Source organism: Microbacterium sp. G2-16M (genome assembly GCF_055809115.1).
On the sequence record NZ_CM147897.1, the window covers coordinates 62,318 to 88,487 of the forward strand.

Genomic DNA, 26,170 nt, shown 5'->3' on the forward strand with positions numbered 1-26,170 from the left:
AGGATCATGGCACTCATCCAGGAGTACTCCTACCGGGCGCACGACGCCGCGGGCGGCGGCATCGTGAAGGGCACCCTCGAGGCGGCCAGCGAGACGGCCGTCGCGAACAAGCTGCGCGCGCAGGGGCTCACCCCGCTGGACGTGGCCGCGGTCTCGAAGACCGGGCTGAACATGGACATCTCGATCCCGGGATTCCGCCGCAAGGTCAAGTCCGAGACGCTGGCCGTGTTCACCAAGCAGATGGCCGGGCTGATCAACGCCGGACTGCCGCTGATGCGGACCATCGGCATCCTGGTCGAGCAGTCCGAGGACAAGCGGCTGCAGTCGGCGCTGGTCGCGGTGCAGGCCGACGTCGAATCGGGCGCCGCGTTCTCGGCGGCCCTCGCCCGTCAGCCCGAGGTGTTCCCGCCGCTGCTGGTGAGCCTGGTCCGGGTGGGTGAGACCGGCGGCTTCCTCGGGGACGCGCTGACCTCGGTGGCCGAGACGTACGCCAAAGAGGCCGACCTGCACAACAAGATCAAGTCGGCCACCACCTACCCGATGGTCGTGCTGATCATCGCGATCCTCGGCGTGGTCGCGATGGTCACGTTCGTGGTGCCGGTGTTCGAGGGCATGTTCGCCGGGATCGGCAAGTCGCTGCCGCTGCCCACGCAGATCCTGGTCGTGACCTCGCACAACATGGTGTGGATCCTGCCGCTGCTGATCGTCCTGGTCATCGGCGGCTCGGTCTGGTGGCAGGCCAAGAAGGACACCGAGGCCGTGCGGCGCCGGGTCGACCCGATCAAGCTGAAGATGCCGGTGTTCGGGCCGCTGGCCACCAAGATCGCCGTCGCGCGGTTCTCGCGCAGCCTGTCGATGATGCTCGATGCCGGCGTTCCGCTGCTGAACGCCCTGTCGATCGTCGGCCAGGCCTCGAACAACTGGAAGATCGAGCGGGCCGTCGCCGACATCCAGGACTCCGTGCGCCAGGGCAAGTCGTTCGCCGGCCCGCTGGCCAAGGCCGAGGTCTTCCCGCAGATGGTCGCCCAGATGGTCGCGGTGGGCGAGGAGTCCGGCACGCTCGCCGAGATGCTCGCCAGCATCGCGGACTTCTACGAGAACGAGGTCGAGACGGCGGCCGCCCAGCTCACCTCCACCATCGAGCCCGTGCTGATCGTCGGCATCGGCGTGATCATCGGCGGCATGGTCATCTCGCTCTACCTGCCGATCTTCACCCTGTACGGCGACCTCAGCCAGACCGGCTGACCTCGCGCCGACGGGCGACGCTCACCGACCGGCGGCCGGCAGCTCCACGCGCAGGCGGGCCCCGCCCCGCGGCGACGCCTCCAGCACCGCGCGGCCGCCGTGCCGCTCGAGGCGCTCCGCGAGGCGGGCCAGGCCGTTCCACCGGGGGAGTGCCGGCAGGCCGGCACCGTCGTCGTCGACGGTGAGGATGACGCGCTCGGCCCCGGGCGCGCCGTCGAGCCGGATGAGGATGTCGATGCCGGTCGCCGCACCGTGCCGGAGCGCGTTCGTGATGCCCTCCTCCACGGCGCGCACCAGGGCGATGCGCGCGCTGACGGCATCGGCGTGATCGCCGTCCAGGGCGTGATCGGCCTCGGGCGCGACCTGGGCCGTCACGGCGATGTCGGCGGGCACCCGACGCACCAGGCTGCGCACCGCGTGCGCGAGGCTCACATCGACGCCGACCGGGTACACGAGCTGGCTCAGCTCGCGGACGTCGTGCTCACGCATCGTGTCGAGGTCACGACGGATGCCGTCGAGCCGATCGAGTGCGGCAGCATCCCATCCCTCGTCCCGGCCGTGGTCGATCAGCCCGCCGAGCGCGGTCTGGGTCAGCACCAGCCGGCCCTGCAGGGTGCCGTGCAGTCCCTCGGCGACCTCGCGGCGCACGCGCATCTCTTCGGCGGCCAGCTCGGCGAGGGCGACCGAGGCGCGCGTGCGCTGCTCGGCGGCGGCGCGCTCGTGCTCGCGCAGGCGCACCCGGGCGCGCACCTGCAGCAGCGCCAGCAGGAGCGAGACGATCACGACCACGAAGACCGAGGCGATCTCGGTGACGCCGGCGTTGACCGACGGCTGCGCGTAGACGCCGATCCACAGCTGGACGAGGTGACGCCAGACGCCGGCGATGACGGCGGTGCCCACGAGCAGGGTGAACACGGCACCGAGCCGGCGCTCGGGCAGGCGCACGAGCGCGCACACCAGCAGGACGAACCCCACGGTCGCCAGGCCGATCAGCAGCCGGGTGGGCAGGAGCGCGTCCTGCGCGGCGAGCTGCGCGGCGCTGAGCCGCAGGGGGCGGAACACGAAGACCGCCTGCACCGTCGACCCGATCGCGAACGTGGTCAGCAGCGCGCCCGCCGTCAGCAGCAGCACCCGGAGGTCTTCGCGACGGTCGCGGTCGGCGGCGGCCCGCGGCGACGCGGGGCTCATCCCGACCGGCCGGTCGTGCTGGCGCCGTCGCGCACGAGCTGCAGCGCGGCGGCGACCCGGCTGTTCAGCTCGCCGTCGTTGCGCACCCCGAGGGCGGTGTAGACCGCGTTCAGCAGGTTGTCGACCGAATGCGCCGAGATGCCCATCTCGCGGGCGATGGCCGCGTTGGACAGCCCCTCGGCGACCAGCCGCAGGGCATCCAGCTGACGCGGGGTGAGGGCTTCGAGGGCGCTGCCGCGTCGCGGAGCCAGGCGGGCGATCAGCTCGGGGTCGAGCACGCTGGCGCCCCGTGCGCTCGCGTGCAGGGCGCGCAGCAGCAGGGGTCGGGACGTGGATGTCGTCTTCGACAGATAGCTCCATCCGGCCCGCTCGGACTCGGGCAGGGCCAGCAGCAGGTCCATCACGTCGTGGCCGCTCAGCAGCACGATGCCCAGCTCGGGGCGGGCGGCGCGCAGCGAGCGGGCCAGGGCGAAGCCGTTCCCGTCCGGAAGCTCGACGTCCATCAGCATCACGTCCACCGCGCGGGTGGTGGCCAGAGTGCGCGCCTCGGAGACGCTTCCCGTTGCCGCCACCAGCGCGAAACCGTCCTCACGACGGATCAGATCACCCAGCAGCGAACGGAAAAGCGCCTGGTCCTCCACGAGGATCACCCGTATGACGTGCTCGGCTTCCATGCTCGAGCATCAGTGTACGGATGCGCGGGCGCTTTCCAGCGGCGCCGCGCGGATGCGGTGGCCGGGTTCGCGCCCGCGCGGGAGAGACCGGGCGCGGACCGACGCGGCGAGATCTCCCCACTCCTCCGCGTCGGTCACATGCCGGTGCCGGTCCGTGGGCCGCGCGTAACACGCATCACGGGACGATCCGGCGCCTGCTCCCCAGTTGCATGACCGTGACGGTCCCGATGCTGGTGACGACGCTGCCTCCGGCGGTGACGCCTCACTCTACGAACGCCCGGCGCGCGGCGGAAGGGAGAAAACTCCCCGGCGTGCGACAGTGACCGGGATGCGGCATCCGCCCCTCGTCAGACGCTGACGCGGAGCACCTCGTCGATCGTCGTGAGGCCCTGCGTGACCTTGCTCCAGCCGTCGTCGCGCAGCGACACCATGCCCTGATCGAGGGCCACCTGGCGCAGGGCGGTGCCGGTCGCGTGCGTGGTGATCAGCTGCTGCAGCTCGTCCGACATCGTCATCACCTCGTGCAGCGCGATCCGGCCGCGGAAGCCGGTGCCCGAGCACGACGGACAGCCGCCGGCCTTGTACAGCTGCGGCGGATCGTTGTGCTCGTGCGGGAAGCGCAGCTGCCGCAGTGTCTCGGAGTTCTCGGTGTACGGCAGCTTGCAGTGCGTGCACAGCTTGCGCGCCAGCCGCTGCGCGACCACCGCCTGCAGCGCGGTGGCGACGAGGAACGGCTCGCATCCGATCTCGGTCATGCGGGTGATCGCGCTGGGCGCGTCGTTGGTGTGCAGCGTCGACAGCAGCAGGTGGCCGGTCAGCGCCGCCTCGATCGCGATCGTCGCGGTCTCGTTGTCGCGGATCTCGCCGACCAGCACGACGTCCGGGTCGGCACGCAGGATCGACCGCAGCGCGGCCTGGAACGTCATCCCGGCCCGCTGGTTCACCTGCACCTGGTTGATCCCCGCGATCCGGAACTCCACCGGGTCCTCGACCGTGATCACATTGACGGTGGGATCGGCGACCGTGCGCAGCGCGGTGTACAGGGTCGTCGACTTGCCCGACCCGGTCGGACCGGTGACCAGCACCATGCCGTGCGGGCGGGTGATCGCGGCGGTGAACCGGCGCTCGTTCGTGACCGAGAACTCGAGGTCGCTCATCGCGAGGGCCTGGCCGGTCGTGTCGAGGATGCGCAGCACGATCTTCTCGCCCCACACCGTCGGCAGGGTCGCCACCCGCAGGTCGATCTGGCGGCCGTCGTGCCGCACCGACAGGCGTCCGTCCTGCGGCTTGCGGCGCTCGGCGATGTCGATCGACGACATGATCTTCAGCCGCGAGATCACGCCGTCCTGGATCGCCGGATCGGCCCGCTGCATCTCGTGCAGCACCCCGTCGATGCGGAACCGCACGGTCAGATACTGCTCGCCCGGCTCGACGTGGATGTCGCTGGCCCGGTCGTTGATCGCCTGGGCGATCAGCAGGTTCACGAACCGGATGATCGGGGTGTCGTCGCCATCGTCCAGCGACTCGGTGTGCGCGGCCGACGAGGCCGGTGCTATCGCCTCGCCGATCTGCACCGACAGGTCGCTCAGCTCCTCGTCCGAGCGCAGATACCGCTCGAACGCCTGCTGCAGCGCGTCGGCGGCCACCACGACCGGCTCGATCTGCGTGTCGGCCACGCTGGTGACGTCGTCGATGGCGATGAGGTCGGTGGGATCCAGCATCCCCACGATGAGGCGGTTGCGCAGCCGCTGCAGTGGGATCAGCTGATACTTGCGGCACAGGGCTCCGGGGACCACTGCGATGGTGTCGGGGTCGAGAGTCGCGCCGGTCAGGTCGACGAACCGGTGGTTGCTGTGCAGGGCGATCGCCTCGGCGATCTGCCGGTCGGTGACCAGGCGCGCCTCCAGCAGCTTCTCGCGCAGCTGGTCGCCGTCGCCGACGTCGCGCACCAGCGTCGACATCCGCGCGGCATCCACGGCCCCAGCCTCCACCAGCGTCTGAGCAAGATCCCTCACGGTGAACCCCCGTTCCCCATTCCCCGACGCTCATCTTACCGGTCAGCCCCCGGCGCGGATAGGGCACGATGGGACCGCCGAACCTCGTGGTTCGCTGTGAACCGGCGCGGGGTCCTGCCGCCGGGCGCCGCCGATCGGCTAGGGTGAAGCCGCACCGCCGAACTGGGGAGGCGGGTGCCGCGGCGTAGCGGTGTGGCCGTTCTTCTGGGGGGCCGCACGAGGCGCTCGACACCGCACTTTCGAGTGCGAGAGGTGCGTGGGTGTCGCGCGCGCCGACTCGCGACACGTTGCGGCACCCACGCACGGTTGACGGCCGTGACGACCCGTCTGGGGAACGAGCGCATCATCGGGCTGGGGGCCCGGCTGTCGACGGCCGCGTGCAACCTCCGCCAGCCTAAGCGACACGGATCCCGTCGACGTGCGTCGCGGGTGGAGACGCGTCGGCGTGTCGCGGTTAGGGTGGGGCCGTGCGCGAGCGGATGCGGAAGATCACGGCGTGGGCACTCAGCCTGAAGCCGGTGCGCGCCCTCCTGCACTACACCGAGCACCGCGGGCCGCAGCTGGCGGACGCCATCACCTACCGCACGCTGTTCAGCGTATTCGCGGCGGTGCTCCTCGGCTTCAGCGCCGCCGCGGCCTGGCTCGCCGGCAACCCCGACGCGATGCGGCGGCTGGAGACGACGGTCAACGCCGTCATCCCGGGACTGGTGGGCAGCGGCGGTCTCGTCGACCCGTCCACGATCACGGCCCCCACCGGCCTCACGATCGCCGGGATCGTCGGCCTGGTCGGCCTGGTGGGCGCCGCGTTGGGTGCCATCTCATCGACCCGGACCGCGCTGCGGACGCTGGCCGACCAGATCCACGACGACGTGTTCTTCGTCTGGGTGCTGCTGCGCAACCTGGGGCTGGCGATCGCGATCGGCGTCGGGTTCGCCGCCTCCGCCGGTGCCACGTTCCTGGTCTCCCAGCTCGCGGACGGGGTGCGCGAGTGGGCGGGGCCGGCCTCTGCCGGGGTCGCGGTCGTCCTGACCCAGGTGGCCTCGGTCGTGATCGTGTTCGTCCTGGACGCGGTGATCGTCGCGCTGCTGTTCATCGTGCTGGCCGGGGTCCGTGCGAACGCCCGCGCGATCATCCCCGGGGCTCTGATCGGCGGCGTCGGCCTCACCGTGCTGCAGCAGCTGTCGTTCCTGTTCGTGCGGGGCGCGTCATCCAACCCGCTGCTGGCGTCGTTCGCGTCGCTGATCGCGCTGCTGCTGTGGCTGAACCTGTCTGCGCAGGTGCTGCTGATCGCCTGCTCGTACATCATCGTCGGCGTCGCCGAGCAGCAGGACCGGGTGCGCGCCCGCCACGGCAGCCCCACGATGGCGCACCGGCGGGTGCAGCGGGCCGAGGATGCCGTCCGCACCGCGGTCGCCGAGCTCGACCACGCGCGCGCCGGCGAGCAGACGCCCGGAAACTCAGGGCAGCCCCGCCACTGACCGCACGCGCTCGTGCACCGCGTCCAGCGTCGCGGCCATCGCGGCGTTGCGCGGCCCCTCGTCGCGGACCACCGCCCAGTACGACAGTGGGTGCGCGTACGCGTCGCGCAGCACCGGGACCAGCCGGTCATCGAGATCGGCCAGGAAGTCCGGCAGCATCCCGATGCCGGCGCCGGCGGCCGTGGCCTCGACGTGGGCGAACACGCTGGTGGACCGGATCGACGGGGGAGAGGTCGGCAGCGACTGCACCGCCCGGTCGAGCTCGTCCACCTGCAGCGACGACTCGACGTAGTAGATCAGCGGATGCTGCGACAGCTCGTCCAGGGCGGCGGGGGTCCCGCAGCGCTCCAGGTACGCCGGGCTCGCGTAGAGCCGCAGCGAGTAGTCGCACACCGGCGTGGCGAACGCGCGGTGCACGGCCGGTCGTCCCACGACCACCTCGAGGTCCACGCCCGAGCGGTTCTGCCGCACTCGCTGCGTCGCGGCCAGCAGCTCGACCGCCAGCCCCGGGTGCCGGTGCTGCAGCGCGGTCACGGCCGGCACGAGGAACGCCGAGGTGAACGCCTCGGGCGCGGCGATGCGCACCATCCCCTGCACCGGGTCGCCGCCGGTCTCCTCGCCGAGCGCGCGTAGCGACGCCTCGATGCTCTCGGCGGTGGTCAGCGCGCGCCGGCCGAGGTCGGTGATCTCCCACCCTCCGGCCGTCCGCACCAGGATGCGTCCGCCCATGGCCTCCTCGAGGGCGGCGATCCGCCGCGACACGGTCGAGTGGTTGACCCCGAGCACCTCGGCGGCGGCCGTGTAGCGCCCGAGGCGCGCGACGGCGAGGAACGTCATCAGCGCCTCGGGCTGCGGTTCGCGAACCATGGGACAAGCGTGCAGGAATGCACACTCAGGGTGCAAGGATGCCGCATCTTCGTGCATTGATCTGCAGTGCCTGTCGTGCCTATCCTGGCTTCGACGCGGCATCCGCATCGCCGGGATGTCGCGTGGACACCTTCGAGGAGGCAGGATGTCGACGATCGCGTGGATCGGACTCGGGCACATGGGTGCGCCGATGAGCGGGAACCTGGTGGCTGCCGGACACACCGTGCGCGGCTACGACATCTCCGAGGAGTGCGCCGCCGTCGCGGCCGCGCGGGGCGTGACCACGGTCGGCTCGATCGCCGAGGCGCTCGAAGGCGCCGAGGCGTGCTTCACCTCCCTCCCGATGCCGCAGCATGTGCGCTCGGTGTACGACGGTCCGGACGGGATCTGGGCGCACGCGGCGGCCGGCACCCTGCTGATGGACACCTCGACGGTGGATGTCGCGACCTCGCGCTGGTGCCACGACGAGTCGACCGCGCGCGGCTTCACGTTCGTCGACAGTCCCGTCTCGGGCGGCACGGCGGGAGCCGAGGCGCACTCGCTGGCCTTCATGCTCGGCGGCGCCCCCGATGACGTGGAGCGCGCCCGGGGGTACGTCGCTCCGATGGCAGGCAATGTGATCGCCTGCGGCGAGGCGACGGCGGGCATCGCCGCAAAGCTGGTGAACAACATGATGCTGTTCATCTCCACGATGGCGGTCGCCGAAGGCTCGCAGCTGGCCGAGCAGCTGGGCCTGGACCACGCCGTGTTCTGGAACGTCGCGAATGCGGCGTCCGGTCAGTCCTGGGCGCAGCGCACCTGGTATCCGGTTCCCGATATCGTGCCCACTGCGGCGGCCAACCACGACTTCGACGCGACCTTCTCGGTGGATCTCGCCCGCAAGGACTGCGCGCTGGCCGTGCAGGCCGGCGACACGACGGGCGTCCATCTGCCGGCCGCGAAGCTCGCGCTCGGGCAGCTTGACGAGCTCGTGTCCGAGGGCTTCGGCGGCAAGGACTGCACCCTGGTCACGAAGTTCGCCTCGCCCGACGGCACGCTGCGCGGCTGGAGCGGTCACTGAGCCCGAGCACGCCATCCCCGCAGCATCCCGAACCCCGGCATCCCGAACCCCGGCATCCCGAACCCCGGCATTCCGAACCCCGGCATCCCCACGAAGGAACATCATGAGCACCACCATCGACACCCCCACCCTCACTCAGATCCCGCACGTCATCGGCGGCAGGCGCGTCGAGCCCGGCCCGCGGCGCGGCGCGGTCTACAACCCGTCGCTGGGCGCGCCGATCGGCGAGGTCGGTCTCGCGTCGGCCGAGACGGTCGCCGAGGCCGCCCGCACCGCCGCCGCGGCGCAGAAGAAGTGGCGGGATGTCGGACTGGTCAAGCGTGCGCAGCTGATGTTCCGGCTGCGCGAGATCATCACGACCCGTGCCGAAGAGCTGGCCCGGATCATCACCGCCGAGCACGGCAAGACGGTCCCCGACGCGATGGGCGAGGTGGCCCGCGGGCTGGAGAACGTCGAGTTCTGCACGGGCCTGATGCACCACCTGAAGGGCGAGTACTCCGAGCAGATCGCCACCGGGCTGGACGTGCACCAGGTGCGGCAGCCGCTGGGCGTGGTCGCCTGCATCACTCCGTTCAACTTCCCGGCGATGCTGCCGCTGTGGATGGTGCCGACCGCGATCGCGGCCGGCAACGCCGTCATCCTCAAGCCCAGTGAGCGCGACCCGTCGGCCGCCGTCTGGCTCGCCGACGCGTTCTCCGAGGCCGGCCTGCCCGATGGAGTGCTGAACGTCGTGCACGGCGACAAAGAGGCGGTCGACGCGATCCTGGCCGACCCGATCATCAAGGCCGTGTCGTTCGTCGGGTCGACCCCGATCGCGAAGTACATCTACACCGAGTCCGCCGCGCACGGAAAGCGCGTGCAGGCCCTCGGCGGCGCGAAGAACCACATGGTGGTGATGCCGGACGCCGACCTGGATGCCGCGGCCGACGCGGCCGTGTCGGCCGGGTTCGGCTCGGCCGGCGAGCGCTGCATGGCCATCTCGGCCGTGGTCGCCGTGGGCGGCGTGGGCGACGCCCTGGTGGCCAAGGTCGCCGAGCGGATGAAGAACCTGCGCATCGGCGACGGCTTCGACCCGGACAACGAGATCGGCCCGCTGATCACCGCGGCGGCCCGCGACCGCGTGCGCGGATTCGTGGATGGCGCCGAGGGGGAGGGCGCGCGCCTCGTCGTGGACGGGCGCGAGCAGGAGTTCGACTCCGAGGGCTTCTTCCTCGGGGCATCCCTCGTCGACGAGGTGAAGCCCGGGATGCGGGTGTACGACGAGGAGGTGTTCGGCCCGGTGCTGTCGGTGCTGCGCGTGGACACCTACGACGAGGCGGTGCGGATGATCAACGAGAACCCGTACGGGAACGGCACGGCCGTCTTCACCCGGGACGGGAAGACCGCCCGGCAGTTCGAGTACGACATCGAGGTGGGCATGGTCGGCATCAACGTGCCGATCCCGGTGCCGGTCGGGTCGTTCTCGTTCGGCGGGTGGAAGAACTCGCTGTTCGGCGACACGCACATGTACGGGTCCGAGGCGTTCAACTTCTACACCCGCCGCAAGGTGGTCACCAGCCGCTGGCCCGAGCCGAGCGAGAGCCAGATCAGCCTCGGCTTCCCGACGCACTGAGGGCGCCGCCTCGCGCGGGCCGCGAAGTACGCGGCGATCGGCCGCGAGCGCACTACGCTGTGAGCATGGCCATCGCACGTCTTTCCGGGGGCCCGCTCGACGGGCAGATCATTCCGCTCGAGCCGGGAGCGTCAGACTCGCTGATCATGCCGTACGGCGAGGGACAGCTCATCTACGAGCGCGCCGGCGCCGACACGAACACCGGCGCGCATGACGGCCCGACGGCCGCCACGTTCGTGTACGTCGAGGCGACGGCCGACATCGACCCGGATCCCGACCAGCGCGACGAATGACCCGGCCGACGCACTCCCTCGAGATCGAGCGCAAGTACGACGTCGACGAGGGTACGGCGCTGCCGGACTGGACGCTGCTGCCCGACGTGGCGCGGGTGGACGAGCCCGAGCACCGCGCGCTGGACGCGCGCTACCTGGACACGGCCGAACGCACGCTCGCCCGGCAGCGCATCGCGGTGCGCCGGCGTGAGGGCGGGCCGGACGCCGGCTGGCACGTGAAGGCGTCGGCGGCCGAGGGGCGGCATGAATGGCATTGGCCCCTGGGGGCGGATGCCGAGGAAGGCGTCCCCGCCGAGGTCGCGGCGATCCTCGCGGAGTGGTCGGCCGGCCCGTTCCAGCCGCTCGCGCGCATCCGCAACCGGCGCACGGCGTACGCGCTGCGGGATGCCGAGGGTGCGCTGGTGGCCGAGGTCGTGGACGACCAGGTCAGCGCCCGCGACGAGCGTGCCGGCACCGAGTCGTCGTGGCGCGAGTGGGAGGTCGAGCTCGGCCCCGCGGCCCCGGCCGACGTCGACGCGTTCTTCAGCGCGGTGGACGCACTCGTGGCTCGCGCCGGCGGCCGCCCCGCGGCATCCGATTCGAAGCTCGCCCGCGCCCTCGGAGCCTGACCCGCCCGCCTGCCCAGGCCCGCCCCGGCCCGCCCGCCTCTTCCTCGAAATCGTACGATCTGGCCGAGTGCACATCAATTTCGGCCAAGTTTCATGTGCACTCGGCCAGATCGTACGATCCCGACGGGAAGCAGGGCGCGAAAGCAGGGAGGGGGAAGCAGTGACGCCGCCCTCGGCTTCGATCCAGGGCGGCGTCACGAGTTCCCGGAAACCGGGAGACTGGCCTTCAGTCTAGAGGTTGATCATGTGCCCGACCAGGCCGTGGAAGCCCTCCTGCAGCGCCTCCGACAGCGTCGGGTGGGTGTGCACATTGCGGGCCGCCTCGAGCGCGGTCAGATCCCACTTCTGCGCGAGGGTCAGCTCGGGCAGAAGCTCCGACACGTCCGGGCCGATCAGGTGCCCGCCGAGCAGCTCGAGGTGCTCGCCGTCGGCGATCAGCTTCACGAACCCGACCGGTTCGCCCAGGCCGTTCGCCTTGCCGTTCGCCGAGAACGGGAACTTCGCGACCTTGACGTCGTAGCCCGCATCCCGCGCCTGCTGCTCGGTGAGGCCGAACGACGCGACCTGCGGGCTGCAGAACGTCGCGCGCGGCATCATCCGGTAGTCGCCCAGCGTCATGGTCTCGGCCTTGCCGATCGTCTCGGCGGCCACGACGCCCTGCGCCTCGGCCACGTGCGCGAGCTGCAGCTTGGCGGTGACATCGCCGATCGCGTAGATGTGCGGCACGTTCGTGCGCATGTGGTCGTCGATGTCGATGGCGCCGCGCTCGGTGAGCTTCACCCCGGTCTTGTCCAGCCCGAAGCCCTCGACGTTCGCGGCGAACCCGACCGACATGAGCACCTTGTCGGCCTCGAGCGATCCGGTCGATCCGTCCTTGGCGGTGTAGCTGACGGTGACCTTGTCGCCGGCGTCCTCCACCTTCTCGACCTTCGTCGAGGTGAGGATGTCGATGCCGTAGCCCTTGTACTGCTTGGCGATCTCCTTCGAGACCTCGGCGTCCTCGTTGGGCAGGGCGCGATCGAGGAACTCGATGATCGTGACCTCCACGCCGTAGTTGCGCAGCACGAAGGCGAATTCCATGCCGATCGCACCGGCGCCGACGATGACGATCGAGCCGGGCAGGTCGCGGGTGAGGATCTGCTCCTCGTACGTGACGATGTTGCCGCCGATCTCGACGCCGGGCAGGCTGCGCACCTTCGAGCCGGTCGAGATGATCGCGTTGTCGAACGTGACCTCCTCGGTGGAGCCGTCGGCCTTGGTCACCGTGATGGCGTTCGGGCCGGTGAACGAGCCCCGCCCCTCGAACTCGGTGATCTTGTTCTTCTTCATCAGGAAGTGGATGCCCTTGACATGGGTATCGGCGACCTTGCGGCTGCGATCCCACGCGACCCCGAAGTCGAAGTGCACGTCGCCGGAGATGCCGAACAGGTCGGCCTTGTGCATCACCTGGTGGGCGAGGTCTGCGTTCTTCAGCAGCGCCTTGGAGGGGATGCATCCGACGTTCAGACACACACCGCCCCAGTACTTCTCTTCGATGACTGCGACGGAAAGCCCGAGTTGGGCACTGCGAACGGCCGCGACATAACCGCCGGGGCCGGCGCCGAGGATGACGACGTCGAAATGTGGCATGGTCCCCAGCCTAATGGTCGTCGGTGCGGCGCGAGCGGGTCACCAGCAGATAGGCGACTCCGGCGATCACGATCACCACGACGATTCCGCCGATGATCCAGGGCAGCGGCGTCACGCCCTGTCCGGCGGTCGGCGCGGGGGCGGCGGATGCCGCGGTGTCGCACGTGCGGGAGGGCTGGGGTGCGGATGCCTCGCCCCCGGCGACCGTGAAGGTGAACTCGCCGGAGACCGGGTGTCCGTCGCGGGAGACCACCCGCCACAGCACGTGCACCGGGCCGGTGGCCGACCCGCTGACGGCCTGCGAGACGACGTTGTCCTGGATGCTGAGCGCCCCGTCGTCCAGGACCTGGCAGGAGGCGTCCAGGACCCGCACCTGATTCGCCTCACCCCCGGCATCCGTCACGGTGTCGTTGAAGGTCAGCGTCACCTCCGCCGGCAGGGCATCGACCGAGGATCCGTCCGCGGGCGTGGTGGACAGCAGCTGATCGTGGGCGGATGCCGGTCCGGCGACGCCGAGCACGGCGACGGCGGCCAGCGCGAGGGCGGCGGCAGCGGTACGGATTCTCACGGCCGTGAGCCTACCCGCCGCCTCTATGACCGGGTCTGCCCGGGGGTGCGGACCCGGGTTCGCCGAGTGGACACGGACCCATCCGGTTCAATAGTGTCGAACCCGGTGCTTTCGCTCTCACAGGCAGTGCCGTATCGGTTAGTCTGGGGGAAAGGGAGGACGACCGTGGACGACAACCGCCGACCCGGAGCGGGCGACATCCGGCGCGACGGCGCCGCGCACGGCCGCCCCGTCTCCAGCGACTCGACGCAGACCTTCGGTCACGATTCCGACCTCTCGTTCGTGCCGTTCGGCAGCGATCTGAGCAGCGCCGAACTCGACGCGATCGAGGCGCTGCCGGCGGGTTCTGCGCTGCTGATCGTGCGGTCGGGTCCGACCGCCGGTGCACGCTACCTGCTCGACAACGACGTGATGACCGTGGGCCGGCATCCCGAAGCCGACATCTTCTTCGACGACGTCACCGTCTCGCGCCGCCATGCCGAGATCACCCGCGAGCGCAGGCGATTCGAGATCGTAGACCAGCGATCGCTCAACGGCACCTATGTGAACGGCGAGCGGGTCGACCGCTCCGAGCTGGTCAACGGCGCCGAGGTGCGCATCGGAAAGTTCCGGCTGAACTTCTTCGTGTCGCCGGCCGACCTCGCCGGGTCCGCGGACAGCTGATGCCCGCCGCCCCCGCCCCCCGCCGCGCACGCGCGAACGGGGGAGTCCTGAGCATCGGTCAGGTCCTCGCGCGGCTCAGCCCGGAATTCCCCGCGCTGACGGCCAGCAAGCTCCGCTTCCTCGAGATGCAGGGCATCGTCACCCCGCTGCGGACCGAGTCCGGCTACCGCAAATTCACCCCCGAGGATGTCGAACGGCTGCGCCTGGCCCTCACCCTGCAGCGCGACCACTATCTGCCGCTGGCCCGCATCCGCGACTACATCGAGGATGTCGACGCCGGCCGCGATCCGTCGCCTCCGGCCGCCGTGCCCCCGTCGATCACCCCCGCTCCCCGCCGGTACCGCCGGGCCGAGCTGCTGGCCGCGGCCGGCGCGGGCCCGCAGCTGCTGAACGACGCCATCAGCACCGGGGTGATCATCGCCGCCGACAGCTACAGCGAGCAGACGCTCGGGGTGCTGCGGGCGCTGGTCGCGCTGGAGCGGCACGGCATCGAACCGCGGCACATGCGCACGCTGCGACAGTCCGCGGAGCGTGAGGTGGCGCTGATCGAGTCCGCGCTGGCGCCGCTGCTGCGGCGGACGGATGCCGCGTCCCGCGGCCGTGCCGGCGAGCTGGCCCCCGAGATCGCCGCCCGCATCGGCGACGTGCGCGGACACTTCGTGCGCGCCGCGCTCGAGCGGCTCGTCCGGTGAGAGTCGCGGACGACACGCCGCGACCCTGCATGCGGATGTCATTGCCGGAGGGGGGTTGCTCCCGTACCGTGGAGGCAACGCCATTGGACTCCGGCGAAGGGGGATGTCGATGACCGACGACGATTCGGCAGGCGAGCGGTTCGCTGTGGACCTCCTCTTCACCGACGGCCTTCCGGCCATGGACGACGAGGTCGGCTACCGTGGCGCCGTCGCCGCCCGCGCGGCCGGCATCACCTACCGCCAGCTGGACTACTGGGCGCGCACCGAGCTCGTCGAGCCCACCGTGCGCGGTGCCAGCGGCTCCGGATCGCAGCGGCTCTACGGCTTCCGCGACATCCTGGTCCTCAAGCTCGTCAAACGGCTGCTGGACACCGGCATCTCGCTGCAGCAGATCCGCACCGCCGTCGAGCAGCTGCGGGTCGCCGGCATCCGCGACCTCGCCGGCACCACGCTGATGAGCGACGGCGCCTCGGTCTACCTGTGCACGTCGAACGACGAGGTCATCGACCTCGTCAGCCGCGGCCAGGGCGTGTTCGGCATCGCGGTGGGCAAGGTGCTCACCGAGGTCGAGTCGACGCTGCTGGATTTCGACCCGCAGCGTCCCGATCCGGTCGACGAGCTGGCGGCGCATCGCGCCAAGCGCACGGCCTGACCCGCTGGCGCGGATCGGTGGGGATGCCGGAATCCCGACCGTGTGACGGCGGATGCCGCGACCGGCTCAGGTGGCGGAGGACGCCGTCACTTCGCCCGGGATCGGGATGCGCCCGGTGCGCATCACCCGGTCCAGCAGGGCGTCGAAGTCGGCTGCCAGCTCCTGTGCGGAGTCGCCCGGCCAGATGTGCAGAGGCTTGGCCGCGCCCTGCGCCTGCTGCAGCGAGGTGCGCTCGGGCAGCTGCGGGGAGAGCACCAGCGGGCCGAACATGTCGCGCAGCTCCTTGATGCGGAACTGGTGCTCGATCGACTGCGGGCGCACCCGGTTCACGACGATCCCCAGCGGCTGCAGTCGCGGACTCAGGCCGCGGCGGATCTCCTCGATCGCGCGCAGCGCGCGATCGGCGGCGGCGACCGAGAACAGGCCCGGCTCGGTGACCACGATCACCCGGTCGCTGGCGGCCCAGGCGGTGCGGGTCAGCGCGTTCAGCGAGGGCGCGCAGTCCACGAGCACGAGGTCGTAGTCGGCCTCGACCGCGGCCAGCGCCTCTTCGAGCTTCCAGACGTCGCGCACGCTCGGGTGCGGACCGTCGAAGTTGATGGCCGACGGGCTGCCGATCATCACGTCGATGATGCCGGGGTGCACCTTGGCCCAGCCGCTGGAGGTGATCGCCTGACGGACCACCTTCTCCTTGGGATTGGCCAGGACGTCGGCGATGTTCAACCGCCCCGCGACTTGGATGTCCATGCCCGTGGACACGTCGGACTGCGGGTCGAGATCGACGACGAGGGTCTTCACGCCACGCGCGAAAGCGGCGGAGGCAAGGCCGAGCGTCACGGTCGTCTTGCCGACGCCGCCCTTGAGTGAGCTGACGGAGAGGACGTGCACAAGGCTCTACGTTACCGTCCTCTAGGCTGAGAACACACTCAGCCACGTCGGTCGGTCGCCTGCGCCTCGGGCGATCGCCTCCCATTGGGGGTCGCATGTTCCGAAAGATCCTGGTCGCCAACCGCGGTGAGATCGCGATCCGCGCGTTCCGTGCGGCGTATGAGCTCGGAGCGCGCACGGTCGCGGTGTATCCCTACGAGGATCGCCATTCGCTGCACCGGCTGAAGGCCGACGAGGCGTACCAGATCGGCGAGCCGGGACATCCGGTGCGGGCCTACCTCGACGTCGACGAGATCATCCGCGTGGCGCGGGAGTCCGGCGCCGACGCCATCTATCCGGGGTACGGATTCCTCTCCGAGAACCCCGAACTGGCCGAGAAGGCCGCCGCGAACGGGATCACGTTCATCGGTCCCGACGCGTCGGTGCTCGAGATGGCCGGGAACAAGGTGGCCGCCAAGCATCACGCGATCGACGCCGGTGTTCCGGTGCTGCGCTCCACCGAGGCATCCGACGACGTGGACGCTCTGCTCGCGCAGGCCGACGAGATCGGGTTCCCTCTGTTCGCCAAGGCGGTCGCCGGCGGCGGCGGGCGCGGGATGCGGCGGGTCGACGAGAAGGGCGAGCTCGCACCGGCTCTGGCCGAGGCCATGCGCGAGGCCGGCAGCGCGTTCGGCGACGCCCGCATGTTCCTCGAGCAGGCGGTCATCCGCCCCCGGCACATCGAGGTGCAGGTGCTGGCCGACCTTCAGGGCAGCACCGTGCACCTGTTCGAGCGGGACTGCTCGATGCAGCGCCGCCACCAGAAGGTGGTCGAGATCGCGCCGGCCCCCAACCTCGACGACGGCATCCGACAGGAGCTGCACCGGCACGCGGTCGCGTTCGCCCGGTCGATCGACTACCAGAACGCCGGCACGGTCGAGTTCCTGCTCGAGACGGCGGGGGAGCGCGCCGGCGAGGTCGTCTTCATCGAGATGAACCCGCGCATCCAGGTCGAGCACACCGTCACCGAAGAGGTCACCGACGTCGACCTGGTGCAGTCGCAGATGCGGATCGCCTCGGGCGAGACGCTCGACCAGCTCGGGCTGCGTCAGGAGGACATCCACCTGCGCGGCTCGGCGGTGCAGTGCCGGATCACGACCGAGGACCCGTCCCAGGGCTTCCGGCCGGACACCGGCAAGATCACCACCTACCGGTCGCCGGGCGGCGCCGGCATCCGCCTGGACGGCGGGACCACCGCGGCCGGCTCGCAGATCAGCCCGCACTTCGACTCGATGCTGGCCAAGCTCATCTGCCGGGGCAGCGACTTCCGGCAGGCGGTCGTCCGCGCCCGCCGCGCCCTCGCCGAGTTCCGCATCCGGGGCGTGGCCACCAACATCCCGTTCCTGCAGGCGGTGTTCGACGACCCCGAGTTCCTGGCCGGCGACGTCTCGACGCTGTTCATCGAGGAGCGTCCCGAGCTGCTTCGCGGCCGGGTGTCCAAGGACCGCGGCACCAAGATCCTGAACTGGCTCGTGGACGCCACGGTCAACAAGCCCAACGGCGTGAATCCGCTGAGCATGGAGCCGGCCGTCAAGCTGCCGCACGTCGACCTGACCGTGCCCGCGCCGGACGGGTCGCGTCAGCGGCTGCTCGCCCTGGGTCCCGCCGGCTTCGCCGCCGACCTGCGCGGGCGCACCGAGCTGGCCGTCACCGAGACCACCTTCCGCGACGCGCATCAGTCGCTGCTGGCCACCCGGGTGCGCACCAAGGACCTGGTGGCGGTCGCGCCGTATGTGGCCCGGCTCACCCCGCAGCTGCTGTCGGTCGAGGCGTGGGGCGGGGCGACGTACGACGTCGCCCTCCGCTTCCTCAGCGAAGACCCGTGGGAGCGGCTGGACAAGTTGCGTGAGGCCATGCCGAACATCGCCATCCAGATGCTGCTGCGCGGGCGCAACACGGTCGGCTACACGCCGTACCCGACCGAGGTCACCGACGCGTTCGTGCGTGAGGCCGCGGCATCCGGCATCGACATCTTCCGCATCTTCGACGCCCTCAACGACGTCTCGCAGATGCGGCCGGCCATCGACGCCGTGCTGGCGACCGGGACGGCGGTCGCCGAGGTCGCCGTCTGCTACACCGGAGACCTGCTGAACCCGGCCGAGGACCTGTACACGCTGGACTACTACCTGCGCCTGGCCGACCAGATCGTCGAGGCCGGCGCGCACATCCTCGCGATCAAAGACATGGCGGGGCTCCTGCGTCCGTCCGCGGCCGCCACGCTGGTCGCCGCGCTGCGCGAGCGGTTCGACCTGCCGGTGCACGTGCACACGCACGACACGGCCGGTGGGCAGCTGGCCACCCTGCTGGCGGCCAGTGGTGCTGGAGCGGACGCGGTGGATGCCGCGGCCGCCCCGATGTCGGGCACCACAAGTCAGCCCTCCCTGTCGGCGCTGGTCGCAGCCCTCGCGCACACCGAGCGCGACACCGGCCTGTCGCTGGATGCCGTCTCGGACCTCGAGCCGTACTGGGAGGCGATGCGCCACCTGTACCACCCGTTCGAGTCCGGGCTGCCCGGCCCCACCGGCCGCGTCTACCACCACGAGATCCCGGGCGGGCAGCTGTCGAACCTGCGCCAGCAGGCCATCGCGCTGGGACTGTCCGACGACTTCGAGCTGATCGAGGACATGTACGCCGCCGCGAACGACATCCTCGGCCGCGTGCCCAAGGTCACCCCGTCCTCGAAGGTGGTCGGCGACCTGGCCCTGCACCTGGCGGCCGTCAAGGCCGACCCGGCCGAGTTCGAGGAGCACCCGGAGCGCTTCGACGTGCCCGACTCGGTCGTCTCGTTCATGGCCGGCGAGCTCGGCGATCTGCCGGGCGGGTGGCCCGAGCCGTTCCGCAGCAAGGTGCTGGCCGGCCGTGACGTCAAGATCGGGTTCACCCCGATCGACGCCGCGCAGGAGGCGTCGTTGAACGGCGAATCCGGTGAGCGTCGGCGCATGCTCAACGAGCTGCTGTTCCCGGCCCCGACCCGGGCGTTCCGTGACAGCCGCGAGCAGTACGGCGACCTCAGCGTGCTCGACACGGCGGACTATCTGTACGGTCTGACCCCGGGCACCGAGCACGTGGTCGAGCTCGAGCGCGGCGTGCAGCTGTTCGTCGGTCTGGAGGCCATCGGCGAGGCCGACGACAAGGGCATGCGCTCGGTGATGACCACGCTGAACGGGCAGCTGCGCCCGGTGTTCGTCCGCGATCGCAGCGTCGAGGTCGAGGCCCGCCAGGCCGAGCGCGCCGACACGTCCCGGCCCGGGCAGGTCGCGGCCCCGTTCTCCGGTGCGGTCACCATGAAGGCGGCCGAGGGGGACGAGGTCGAAGCCGGTCAGCCGGTCGCCTCGATCGAGGCGATGAAGATGGAAGCGGCCATCACCGCGCCCGTCGGCGGCGTCGTGGAGCGGCTCGTGGTGACCGGGACGGCACAGGTGGAGGCGGGCGACCTTTTGGTCGTCATCCACCCTCGGCAGTAACCTGAAGGGCGGGTTCGCCCGGCCCGCCCGTTCTGGAGAGTTCTGCCTTGACGCCTGATCACCCTGATTCCACGCCCGATCCCACCGAGGATCGGGGCGTGCTGTCCGACGCCGCCAGCTCCGACACCGCGGTGCTGGGCATCCTCGGCGGCGCCACCGCACAGGTGAGCGTGTCGCTGCCGGTGACCGCCGATGACGACCTGCTCGACGACGATGTCGTGGACGACGAGGTCGACTTCGGCGCCGTCGACGGCGCCGACGACGACGGTGCGGCCTACGACGGCGCCGTCGTCGACGACGCACGAGAGGCCGAGGCGTCCGCCGGCGACGCGCCGGACGACCAGCCGGTCGACGACGGATTCGAGGCGGAGGTCATCGAGGCCGAGGTCATCGAGGACGAGGTCATCGAGGACGACGACGCCGAGGCCCTCGAGGACGATGTCGTGCCGGATGCCGCGACGGGCGATGTCGCTGATGACGGCGTCGCCGATGACGACCTCGCTGATGACGACGCTGCCGATGACGACGAGGACGAGGACGCCGGGGCGGATGCCGCGGCCGGTCCGCTCGCCGAAGACGCCGACGCCGATCCCGCCGCCGCCCAGGATGCGGCGGCCGCGGCCGACGGATCCGCCGACAGCGACATCCCGCCCGCCACCCGACTGCACACGGTCGGCTCCGCGTCGGACGCCTCGGAGCAGGTCGTCGATGCGGATCCGGTCGAAGCAGAGCAGACTGGGTCCAGTGCGAAGGTCACCGGCGACCGGTTCGCGACCGCCGCAGAGGAGGCATCCATGGACGAGACCCGCTCCGGGCGCGCCCACGAACGCGCCCGCACGCATGAGGTGGAGCGCGTGCACCCGCCCCGGTTCGAGCAGACGCTGACCTCGAAGCGGCTCGACCAGTTCGAGGTCGGCAAGGAGACCTCCGACCTGCTCACCGCGGATCGCCTGCTCGAGCACGGGACCGCCGGCGGCGAGCCCGAGGGCACGTGGCAGCACTTCGTCTACTCCCTGTCCGGCGGCCGGATCAACCTCGGCGACGGCAAGCGGGCGCGGGCGCGCAAGGAGCTGACCCGGCGCATCGCGGCGCCGCTCAACGGCGGCGCGCGGTTCGTGCCGGTGCTGTCCCGCAAGGGCGGCGTGGGCAAGACGACGATCACGACCCTGCTCGGCATGGCGCTGGCCGACGCGCGCGACGACCGGGTGATCGCCATCGACGCGAATCCGGACCGGGGCACGCTCGCCGAGCGGATCGCCCGGCCGAGCGGCAAGACCGTGCGCGATCTGGTGCGCATGAAGGGCGCCGTCAACGGCTACAACGACGTGTCCACCGTGGTGGCGCGCGACGAGACGCGGCTGGACGTGCTCGCGTCCGATGCCGACCCGAACGTCTCGGAGGCGTTCAGCGACGAGGACTACGAGGATGTCGCGGCGCTCGCCGCGCACTACTACTCGATCGTGCTCACCGACACCGGGACCGGCATCGTCCACTCGGTGATGGGGGCCACGCTGGGACTCGCCGATCAGCTGGTGATCGTGTCCGGACTCAGCATCGACGAGGCGCGTCTGGCGTCCGAGACACTGACGTGGCTCGAGGCCAACGGGTACGCGGACCTCACGCGGAGCGCCGTCGTCGTGCTGAACAACGCCCGGCCGGGCACACCGCTGGTCAGCGAGGACGAGCTGGAGGCGCACTTCAGCACGCGCGTGCGCACGGTGGTGCGAATGCCGTACGACCCGCTCATCGCGACCGGCAGCGCCATCAGCTTCCGCGACCTGCAGCCGGCCACCCGGGAGGCCGCCCGCGAGCTCGCGGTGACGGTCGTCGAGGGCCTGCGCTCGCTGGCCGCGGCCGCCTAGCCGATGACGGTCCGACAGATCCGCCTCTTCGGCGACCCCGTTCTGCGCAGCACGAGCGAGCCGATCGGCGACATCGACGACGGCATCCACGCCCTCGTGCGCGACCTCGTCGACACGGTCGAGCTTCCGGGGCGGGCCGGCGTGGCGGCCCCGCAGATCGGGGTCGGCCTGCGGGCGTTCAGCTACAACGTGGACGGCGATATCGGCTACGTGCTCAATCCGGTGCTCACCGAGGTGTCGGGCGAGCCCGAGCGGATGGGCGAAGGATGTCTCTCGGTGCCCGGCCTGTGGCACGAGGTGCTGCGCTACCCGCATGCGACGGTCACCGGGGTCGACGTCGACGGCGAGCCGATCACCGTGAGCGGGGACGGGGTGCTCGCCCAGGCGCTCCAGCACGAGACGGACCACCTGGACGGGACGCTCTACATCCACCGGCTCGAGCCCGCCGCCCGCCGCCAGGCGATGCGCGAGATCCGCGAGTCCCCCTGGTTCTGACCCGCTCCTCTGCCCGCCTCTTCTGCGCGAAATCGTACGATCTGGCCGAGTGCACATGAAACCTGGCCGAGTTTGATGTGCAGTGGGCGAATTGATGTGGTTGGAAGCGGGCCTGGCCGGCGACGGGGTCGGCATCGGAGACCGGACGCCGCTTCCTCCCCAGACACGGCATCCGCGCCCGTTGTCCACGGATTCACTGGCGGCATGCCCGGAGGCCCGTGGGCCAGGCCATCATCGAAGCCATGCGCACCGCCCAGGATCCGACCACCATCCACTCCTCGGTGTTCTCCCGCGCGACGCTGATCGCCGAGGGATGGACGGACGACGGCATCCGCGCCGCCGTTCGCGATAAAGTCGTGCGGCGCCTGCACCACGGCTGGTACATGGCGTTCGAGCTGTGGGAGTCGCTGTTCTGGGAGCAGCAGCATCTCGCGCACGTGGCCGCCGTGGTCGCGGATGCCGGCGATCCCGGCCCGATCATCGCGAACGAGTCGGCGGCCGTCGCGCATGGGCTCCCGCTGTTCCACTACCTGCCCGACCGCGTCCACGTCATCTGCGAGAAAGGCGTGCGCGTCTCCAGCACCCGCGACGTCGTGCGCCACTTCGGTCCGCTCGAGGCCTCCGAGATCGTCGAGGTCGACGGCATCCGCTGCACTTCCCTCGCGCGGACGGTGGTGGACGTCGCGCGGACCTGCTCGACCGAGGTCGCCGTGGCGGCCGCGGATGCTGCGCTGCGCTCGGTCGCCGCGGGGGAGGGACCATGGGACTATGACGAGGATGCTGCAGAGGAGCTGCGTCTGGCGATGCACGGGATCCTCGACCGGATGCCGCGGGCACGCGGGGCGCGTCGGGCACGATGGGTCATCGCCTTCGCGGACGGCCGGGCGCAGCTGCCGGGGGAGAGCGTGACCCGACTGCGGATGTCACAGCTGGGCTTCGTCATCACCGGGCTGCAGGTCGCTGTGGCGGGACCGAACGGGACCATGCTGTACATCGACCTCGCCACGGACGAATGGTGGCTCGAGTTCGACGGGAAGACGAAGTACCTCGACGAGGCGATGCGCGACGGAGCACCGCTGGAAGAGGTGCTGCTGGACGAGAAGAAGCGTGAGGACTGGATCCGCGCGCAGACCGACCGCCGCGTGGTGCGCGTGGGCGACGAGCACATCGTGACGACCGGGGAGTTCCGGCGCAGGCTCGCCGTCTACGGCATCCAGCCACCTCAGTGCCGGCCGTCGCCCGACCCGGGCCCGATCTTCCGGTAGTACTCGGGGCGGCACGCGGGCCGCGCGGCGTGGCGCAGCCGGTGCGCGGCCGACGTGCTGGAGCCCGACCCGCCCCGCCGCGCCGCGCCCGCGCCCGCGCCCGCCACCGCGCCCGCGCGCCCCACCCGGGGGAGCGCCCCGCCACGCGACTGCACATCAAACCCGCGACTGCACATCAAACCCGGCCAAGTTTGATGTGCACTCGGCCAGATCGTACGATTTCGCGTTACTTGAGGGAGGTGTTGGTGGTCGCGACGGGGACGTTGTAGATCTCGTCCACGTCGGCGGCGAAGTCCGCCATGATCACGTTCCGCTTGATGCTCAGCTTCGGGGTGAGATGGCCGCTGGCCTCGGTCCACTCGGTCGGCAGGATCGTGAACTTGCGGATGGACTCCGCCCGCGACACGGTCTTGTTCGCCTCGTCGATGGCCCGCTGCACCTCGGCACGCACCTGCGGGTGGGCAGCGGCATCCGCCAGCGACATGTCCGCAGACAGGCCGTTGTTGCCGAGCCAGGTCGGGAGCATCTCGGAGTCCAGCGTGATCAGCGCCGCGATGAACGGGCGCTGCTCTCCCACCACCACGACCTGCCCGACGACCGGGTTGGCCCGGATGGGATCCTCCAGCGACGCCGGGGCGACGTTCTTGCCGCCCGCGGTGACGATGATCTCCTTCTTCCGCCCGGTGATCGTGAGGAACCCGTCCGCGTCGAACGCGCCGATGTCGCCGGTGCGGAACCAGTCGCCCTCGAACGCGGCGGCGGTCGCCTCGGGATTGTGCCAGTACTCCTTGAACACGTTGATGCCGCGCACCTGGATCTCGCCGTCGTCGGCGATGCGCACGCCCACTCCGGGCAGCGCCGGTCCGACCGTGCCGATCTTGGTCTTCAACGGCTGGTTCACGGTGGCCGGGGCGGTCGTCTCGGTCAGGCCGTACCCCTCGAGCACGGTGATGCCCAGGCTCGCGAAGAAGTGGCCGAGCCGGTCGCCGAGCGGCGCCGATCCCGAGATCGCGTAGACGACGTTGCCGCCCATGGCCGTGCGCAGCGTGCTGTACACGAGCCGGTCGAACACCTTGAACTTCAGCCCGAGGAGGAACGGGACCTTCGTGCCGTCCTGCACATGCCGCGAGTGCTCGATCGCCGTGCGCGCGGCGGTGCGGAAGATCTTGCCCTTCCCACCCGACTCGGCCTTCTGCTCCGCGGAGTTGTAGACCTTCTCGAACACCCGCGGCACCGCCAGCAGGAACGTCGGCTTGAACGAGCCGAGCGCCGGCAGCAGCTGCTTCGTGTCGGGCTGGTGCCCCGTCTTCACCCCTGCGTGCACGTCCAGGATCGAGATGAACCGGGCGAACACGTGCGCGGTCGTGATGAACAGCAGGGTGGACGCGCCGGGGGTCTCGACCACCTCGTGCAGCGACCGCGCGGAGTTGCGCGCCAGCTCGACGAAGTTGCTGTGCGTGAGCACGCACCCCTTGGGGCGGCCGGTCGTCCCGGCGGTGTAGATCAGCGTGGCGATGTCGTCGCCGTCGGCCAGCTGCCGACGGCGCTCGATCTCGGCATCCGGGATGTCGGTGCCCTGCGTCCGCAGCGCGTCCAGGGCGCCGTCGTGCATCTGCCAGGCGCTGCGGATCAGCGGGAGGTCGCCGCGCGCCTCCGCGAGCCGCTCGGAGTGCTCCGGGAGCTCGGTGATGCACGCGATGGCGCCGGAGTCGGACAGATTCCACTGGATCTGCCCCGCCGAGCTGGTCTCGTAGATCGGCACCATCACCGCGCCGGCGTAGAACAGCGCGAAGTCGACGAGGGTCCACTCGTAGGTGGTCCGGGCGATGAAGCCCACCTTGTCGCCGGGCTCGATGCCGGCCGCGACCAGTCCCTTGGCGAGGGCGATGACCTCGGCGCGGAACCGGGTGGCCGAGACATCCCGCCACCCGTCGCCGTCGGGGACCGCGAACAGTGCGAGGTCGGGCGTGGCCTTGACCCGCTCTTCGAGCAGATCGGCGATGTTGGCCTGCGGGTCGGCAGGGACGAGCGCGGGTATGTCAAACTCGACGGGGACCATGTTCGGCATCTCCTTCGGTACCGTTCGGGTTGCTGAGCTTCGAGTCTATCCGGGCCGCCTCGGGGGTCAGCCTCGCCGGTCCGCACCGCCGCCGGCCCCCGCCGATAGACTGCAGCGGTGCACGGGGGAGGGGATGCGACATGTTCTACTGGCTGATGAAGTACGTGTTCATCGGACCGGTGGTCAAAGCCGTCTTCCGGCCCTGGATCGTGGGGCGTCGCAACGTGCCGGCCTCCGGGGCGGCGATCCTCGCCAGCAACCACCTCTCGTTCGCGGACTCGGTCTTCCTTCCTCTGATGGTCGACCGGCCCGTCGCGTTCCTGGCCAAGAGCGACTACTTCACCGGCCGCGGCCTGCGCGGCTGGGCGACCCGGGTGTTCATGAAGGGCACCGGCCAGCTGCCGATCGACCGCTCCGGCGGCCGGGCGTCGGAGGCCTCGCTGAACACCGGGCTGCAGGTGCTCGGTCGCGGGGAACTGCTGGGGATCTACCCCGAGGGCACGCGCAGCCCCGACGGCAAGCTGTACCGCGGGCGCACCGGCATCGCCCGGATGGCGCTGGAGGCCAAGGTGCCGATCGTGCCGGTGATCATGGTCGACACCGACACCATGATGCCGATCGGCCGGCGCCTGCCCCGCATCGTGCGGATCGGGGTCGTGATCGGCGAGCCGCTGGACTTCTCGCGTTTCGCCGGCATGGAGAACGACCGCTACATCCTGCGATCGGTGGTCGACGAGATCATGGTCGCGCTGCAGCGGCTCGGGCAGCAGGAATACGAGGATGTCTACGCCTCGACGGTGAAGGACCGTCTGGCGTCATCTGCGAGAGCATGACCGAGGCCGCCCAGTAGACTG

22 protein-coding genes are annotated in these 26,170 nt (G+C 70.7%); 14 read left to right on the forward strand and 8 right to left on the reverse strand.

Translation table 11 applies throughout. The features are described from left to right. Positions 1-6: 6 nt before the first annotated feature. The gene (locus AC0L6F_RS00330) at positions 7-1,245 is read left to right on the forward strand and encodes a type II secretion system F family protein (RefSeq protein ID WP_259611737.1); all 1,239 of its coding nucleotides are present in this window, start codon (positions 7-9) and stop codon (positions 1,243-1,245) included. 21 nt (positions 1,246-1,266) lie between these two features. Here the strand turns inward: AC0L6F_RS00330 and AC0L6F_RS00335 are convergent, their stop codons facing one another. The 3 genes from AC0L6F_RS00335 to AC0L6F_RS00345 form a co-directional block, all read right to left on the reverse strand. Next, positions 1,267-2,433, reverse strand: coding sequence for a sensor histidine kinase (locus AC0L6F_RS00335; protein ID WP_473538782.1), 1,167 nt, complete (start codon positions 2,431-2,433; stop codon positions 1,267-1,269). Then, positions 2,430-3,107, reverse strand: coding sequence for a response regulator (locus AC0L6F_RS00340; protein ID WP_473538783.1), 678 nt, complete (start codon positions 3,105-3,107; stop codon positions 2,430-2,432). Before AC0L6F_RS00340 ends, AC0L6F_RS00335 begins: the two co-directional genes overlap by 4 nt. Positions 3,108-3,454: 347 nt before the next feature. Then, on the reverse strand, positions 3,455-5,122 hold the full coding sequence (locus tag AC0L6F_RS00345) for a GspE/PulE family protein (RefSeq protein WP_473538784.1): 1,668 nt from the start codon (positions 5,120-5,122) through the stop codon (positions 3,455-3,457). Between the two features lie 467 nt (positions 5,123-5,589). Here AC0L6F_RS00345 and AC0L6F_RS00350 point away from each other — a divergent pair, with 467 nt between their 5' ends. Beyond that, entirely contained in the window at positions 5,590-6,600 is a 1,011-nt protein-coding gene (locus AC0L6F_RS00350) for a YihY/virulence factor BrkB family protein (RefSeq protein WP_473538785.1), read from the forward strand. Here the strand turns inward: AC0L6F_RS00350 and AC0L6F_RS00355 are convergent. Further along, entirely contained in the window at positions 6,580-7,467 is an 888-nt protein-coding gene (locus AC0L6F_RS00355) for a LysR family transcriptional regulator (protein WP_473538786.1), read from the reverse strand. The two genes, AC0L6F_RS00350 and AC0L6F_RS00355, sit on opposite strands and share 21 nt — an antisense overlap. Before the next feature lie 145 nt (positions 7,468-7,612). Here AC0L6F_RS00355 and AC0L6F_RS00360 point away from each other — a divergent pair, with 145 nt between their 5' ends. From AC0L6F_RS00360 to AC0L6F_RS00375, 4 genes are all read left to right on the forward strand, one after another. Further along, a complete protein-coding gene (locus tag AC0L6F_RS00360) occupies positions 7,613-8,527 on the forward strand; it encodes an NAD(P)-dependent oxidoreductase (protein ID WP_473538787.1) in 915 nt (304 codons plus the stop codon). 103 nt (positions 8,528-8,630) lie between these two features. Then, on the forward strand, positions 8,631-10,139 hold the full coding sequence (locus AC0L6F_RS00365) for a CoA-acylating methylmalonate-semialdehyde dehydrogenase (protein ID WP_473538788.1): 1,509 nt from the start codon (positions 8,631-8,633) through the stop codon (positions 10,137-10,139). 65 nt (positions 10,140-10,204) lie between these two features. Then, complete coding sequence (locus AC0L6F_RS00370; RefSeq protein WP_274635816.1) at positions 10,205-10,432, forward strand: response regulator; 228 nt, start codon at positions 10,205-10,207, stop codon at positions 10,430-10,432. After that, a complete protein-coding gene (locus AC0L6F_RS00375; RefSeq protein WP_274635815.1) occupies positions 10,429-11,040 on the forward strand; it encodes a CYTH domain-containing protein in 612 nt (203 codons plus the stop codon). The genes AC0L6F_RS00370 and AC0L6F_RS00375 overlap by 4 nt, the downstream gene beginning before the upstream one ends. A 231-nt stretch (positions 11,041-11,271) precedes the next feature. On the opposite strand, the gene lpdA is transcribed toward AC0L6F_RS00375, so the two are convergent. Together lpdA and AC0L6F_RS00385 are read right to left on the reverse strand one after the other, a co-directional pair. Next, positions 11,272-12,669, reverse strand: a complete 1,398-nt coding sequence (lpdA, locus tag AC0L6F_RS00380; RefSeq protein ID WP_473538789.1) for a dihydrolipoyl dehydrogenase — start codon at positions 12,667-12,669, stop codon at positions 11,272-11,274. 10 nt (positions 12,670-12,679) lie between these two features. Further along, positions 12,680-13,237, reverse strand: a complete 558-nt coding sequence (locus AC0L6F_RS00385) for a copper resistance CopC family protein (RefSeq protein WP_473538791.1) — start codon at positions 13,235-13,237, stop codon at positions 12,680-12,682. A 165-nt stretch (positions 13,238-13,402) separates the two neighbouring features. Between AC0L6F_RS00385 and AC0L6F_RS00390 the strand changes: the two genes are divergently transcribed. The 3 genes from AC0L6F_RS00390 to AC0L6F_RS00400 all read left to right on the forward strand — a co-directional run bounded on the left by AC0L6F_RS00390 (position 13,403) and on the right by AC0L6F_RS00400 (position 15,244). Further along, positions 13,403-13,900, forward strand: a complete 498-nt coding sequence (locus AC0L6F_RS00390) for an FHA domain-containing protein (RefSeq protein WP_259611744.1) — start codon at positions 13,403-13,405, stop codon at positions 13,898-13,900. Then, positions 13,900-14,592, forward strand: coding sequence for a transcriptional regulator FtsR (gene ftsR, locus AC0L6F_RS00395; RefSeq protein ID WP_274635812.1), 693 nt, complete (start codon positions 13,900-13,902; stop codon positions 14,590-14,592). The genes AC0L6F_RS00390 and ftsR overlap by 1 nt, the downstream gene beginning before the upstream one ends. Before the next feature lie 109 nt (positions 14,593-14,701). Further along, entirely contained in the window at positions 14,702-15,244 is a 543-nt protein-coding gene (locus tag AC0L6F_RS00400) for a MerR family transcriptional regulator (protein WP_274635811.1), read from the forward strand. A gap of 66 nt (positions 15,245-15,310) precedes the next feature. On the opposite strand, the gene AC0L6F_RS00405 is transcribed toward AC0L6F_RS00400, so the two are convergent. Continuing rightward, entirely contained in the window at positions 15,311-16,132 is an 822-nt protein-coding gene (locus AC0L6F_RS00405; RefSeq protein WP_274635810.1) for a ParA family protein, read from the reverse strand. Between the two features lie 95 nt (positions 16,133-16,227). Here AC0L6F_RS00405 and AC0L6F_RS00410 point away from each other — a divergent pair, with 95 nt between their 5' ends. From AC0L6F_RS00410 to AC0L6F_RS00425, 4 genes are all read left to right on the forward strand, one after another. Continuing rightward, positions 16,228-19,635: a pyruvate carboxylase gene (locus AC0L6F_RS00410; protein WP_473538792.1), complete on the forward strand. Its 3,408-nt coding sequence runs from the start codon at positions 16,228-16,230 to the stop codon at positions 19,633-19,635. A 98-nt stretch (positions 19,636-19,733) separates the two neighbouring features. Beyond that, positions 19,734-21,497 (forward strand): MinD/ParA family ATP-binding protein, encoded by a 1,764-nt coding sequence (locus AC0L6F_RS00415; protein ID WP_274635808.1) that lies wholly within the window; start codon positions 19,734-19,736, stop codon positions 21,495-21,497. A 3-nt stretch (positions 21,498-21,500) separates the two neighbouring features. Then, the gene (gene def / locus AC0L6F_RS00420; RefSeq protein ID WP_473538793.1) at positions 21,501-21,992 is read left to right on the forward strand and encodes a peptide deformylase; all 492 of its coding nucleotides are present in this window, start codon (positions 21,501-21,503) and stop codon (positions 21,990-21,992) included. A gap of 242 nt (positions 21,993-22,234) precedes the next feature. Next, positions 22,235-23,257 carry a hypothetical protein gene (locus AC0L6F_RS00425; RefSeq protein ID WP_473538794.1) on the forward strand — a complete coding sequence of 341 codons (1,023 nt, stop codon included), beginning with the start codon at positions 22,235-22,237 and terminating at the stop codon, positions 23,255-23,257. Between the two features lie 226 nt (positions 23,258-23,483). Here the strand turns inward: AC0L6F_RS00425 and AC0L6F_RS00430 are convergent, their stop codons facing one another. Beyond that, positions 23,484-25,316 carry an AMP-dependent synthetase/ligase gene (locus AC0L6F_RS00430; RefSeq protein ID WP_473538795.1) on the reverse strand — a complete coding sequence of 611 codons (1,833 nt, stop codon included), beginning with the start codon at positions 25,314-25,316 and terminating at the stop codon, positions 23,484-23,486. Between the two features lie 140 nt (positions 25,317-25,456). Between AC0L6F_RS00430 and AC0L6F_RS00435 the strand changes: the two genes are divergently transcribed. Then, on the forward strand, positions 25,457-26,149 hold the full coding sequence (locus AC0L6F_RS00435) for a lysophospholipid acyltransferase family protein (protein ID WP_274635804.1): 693 nt from the start codon (positions 25,457-25,459) through the stop codon (positions 26,147-26,149). The last annotated feature ends 21 nt before the right edge of the window (positions 26,150-26,170 follow it).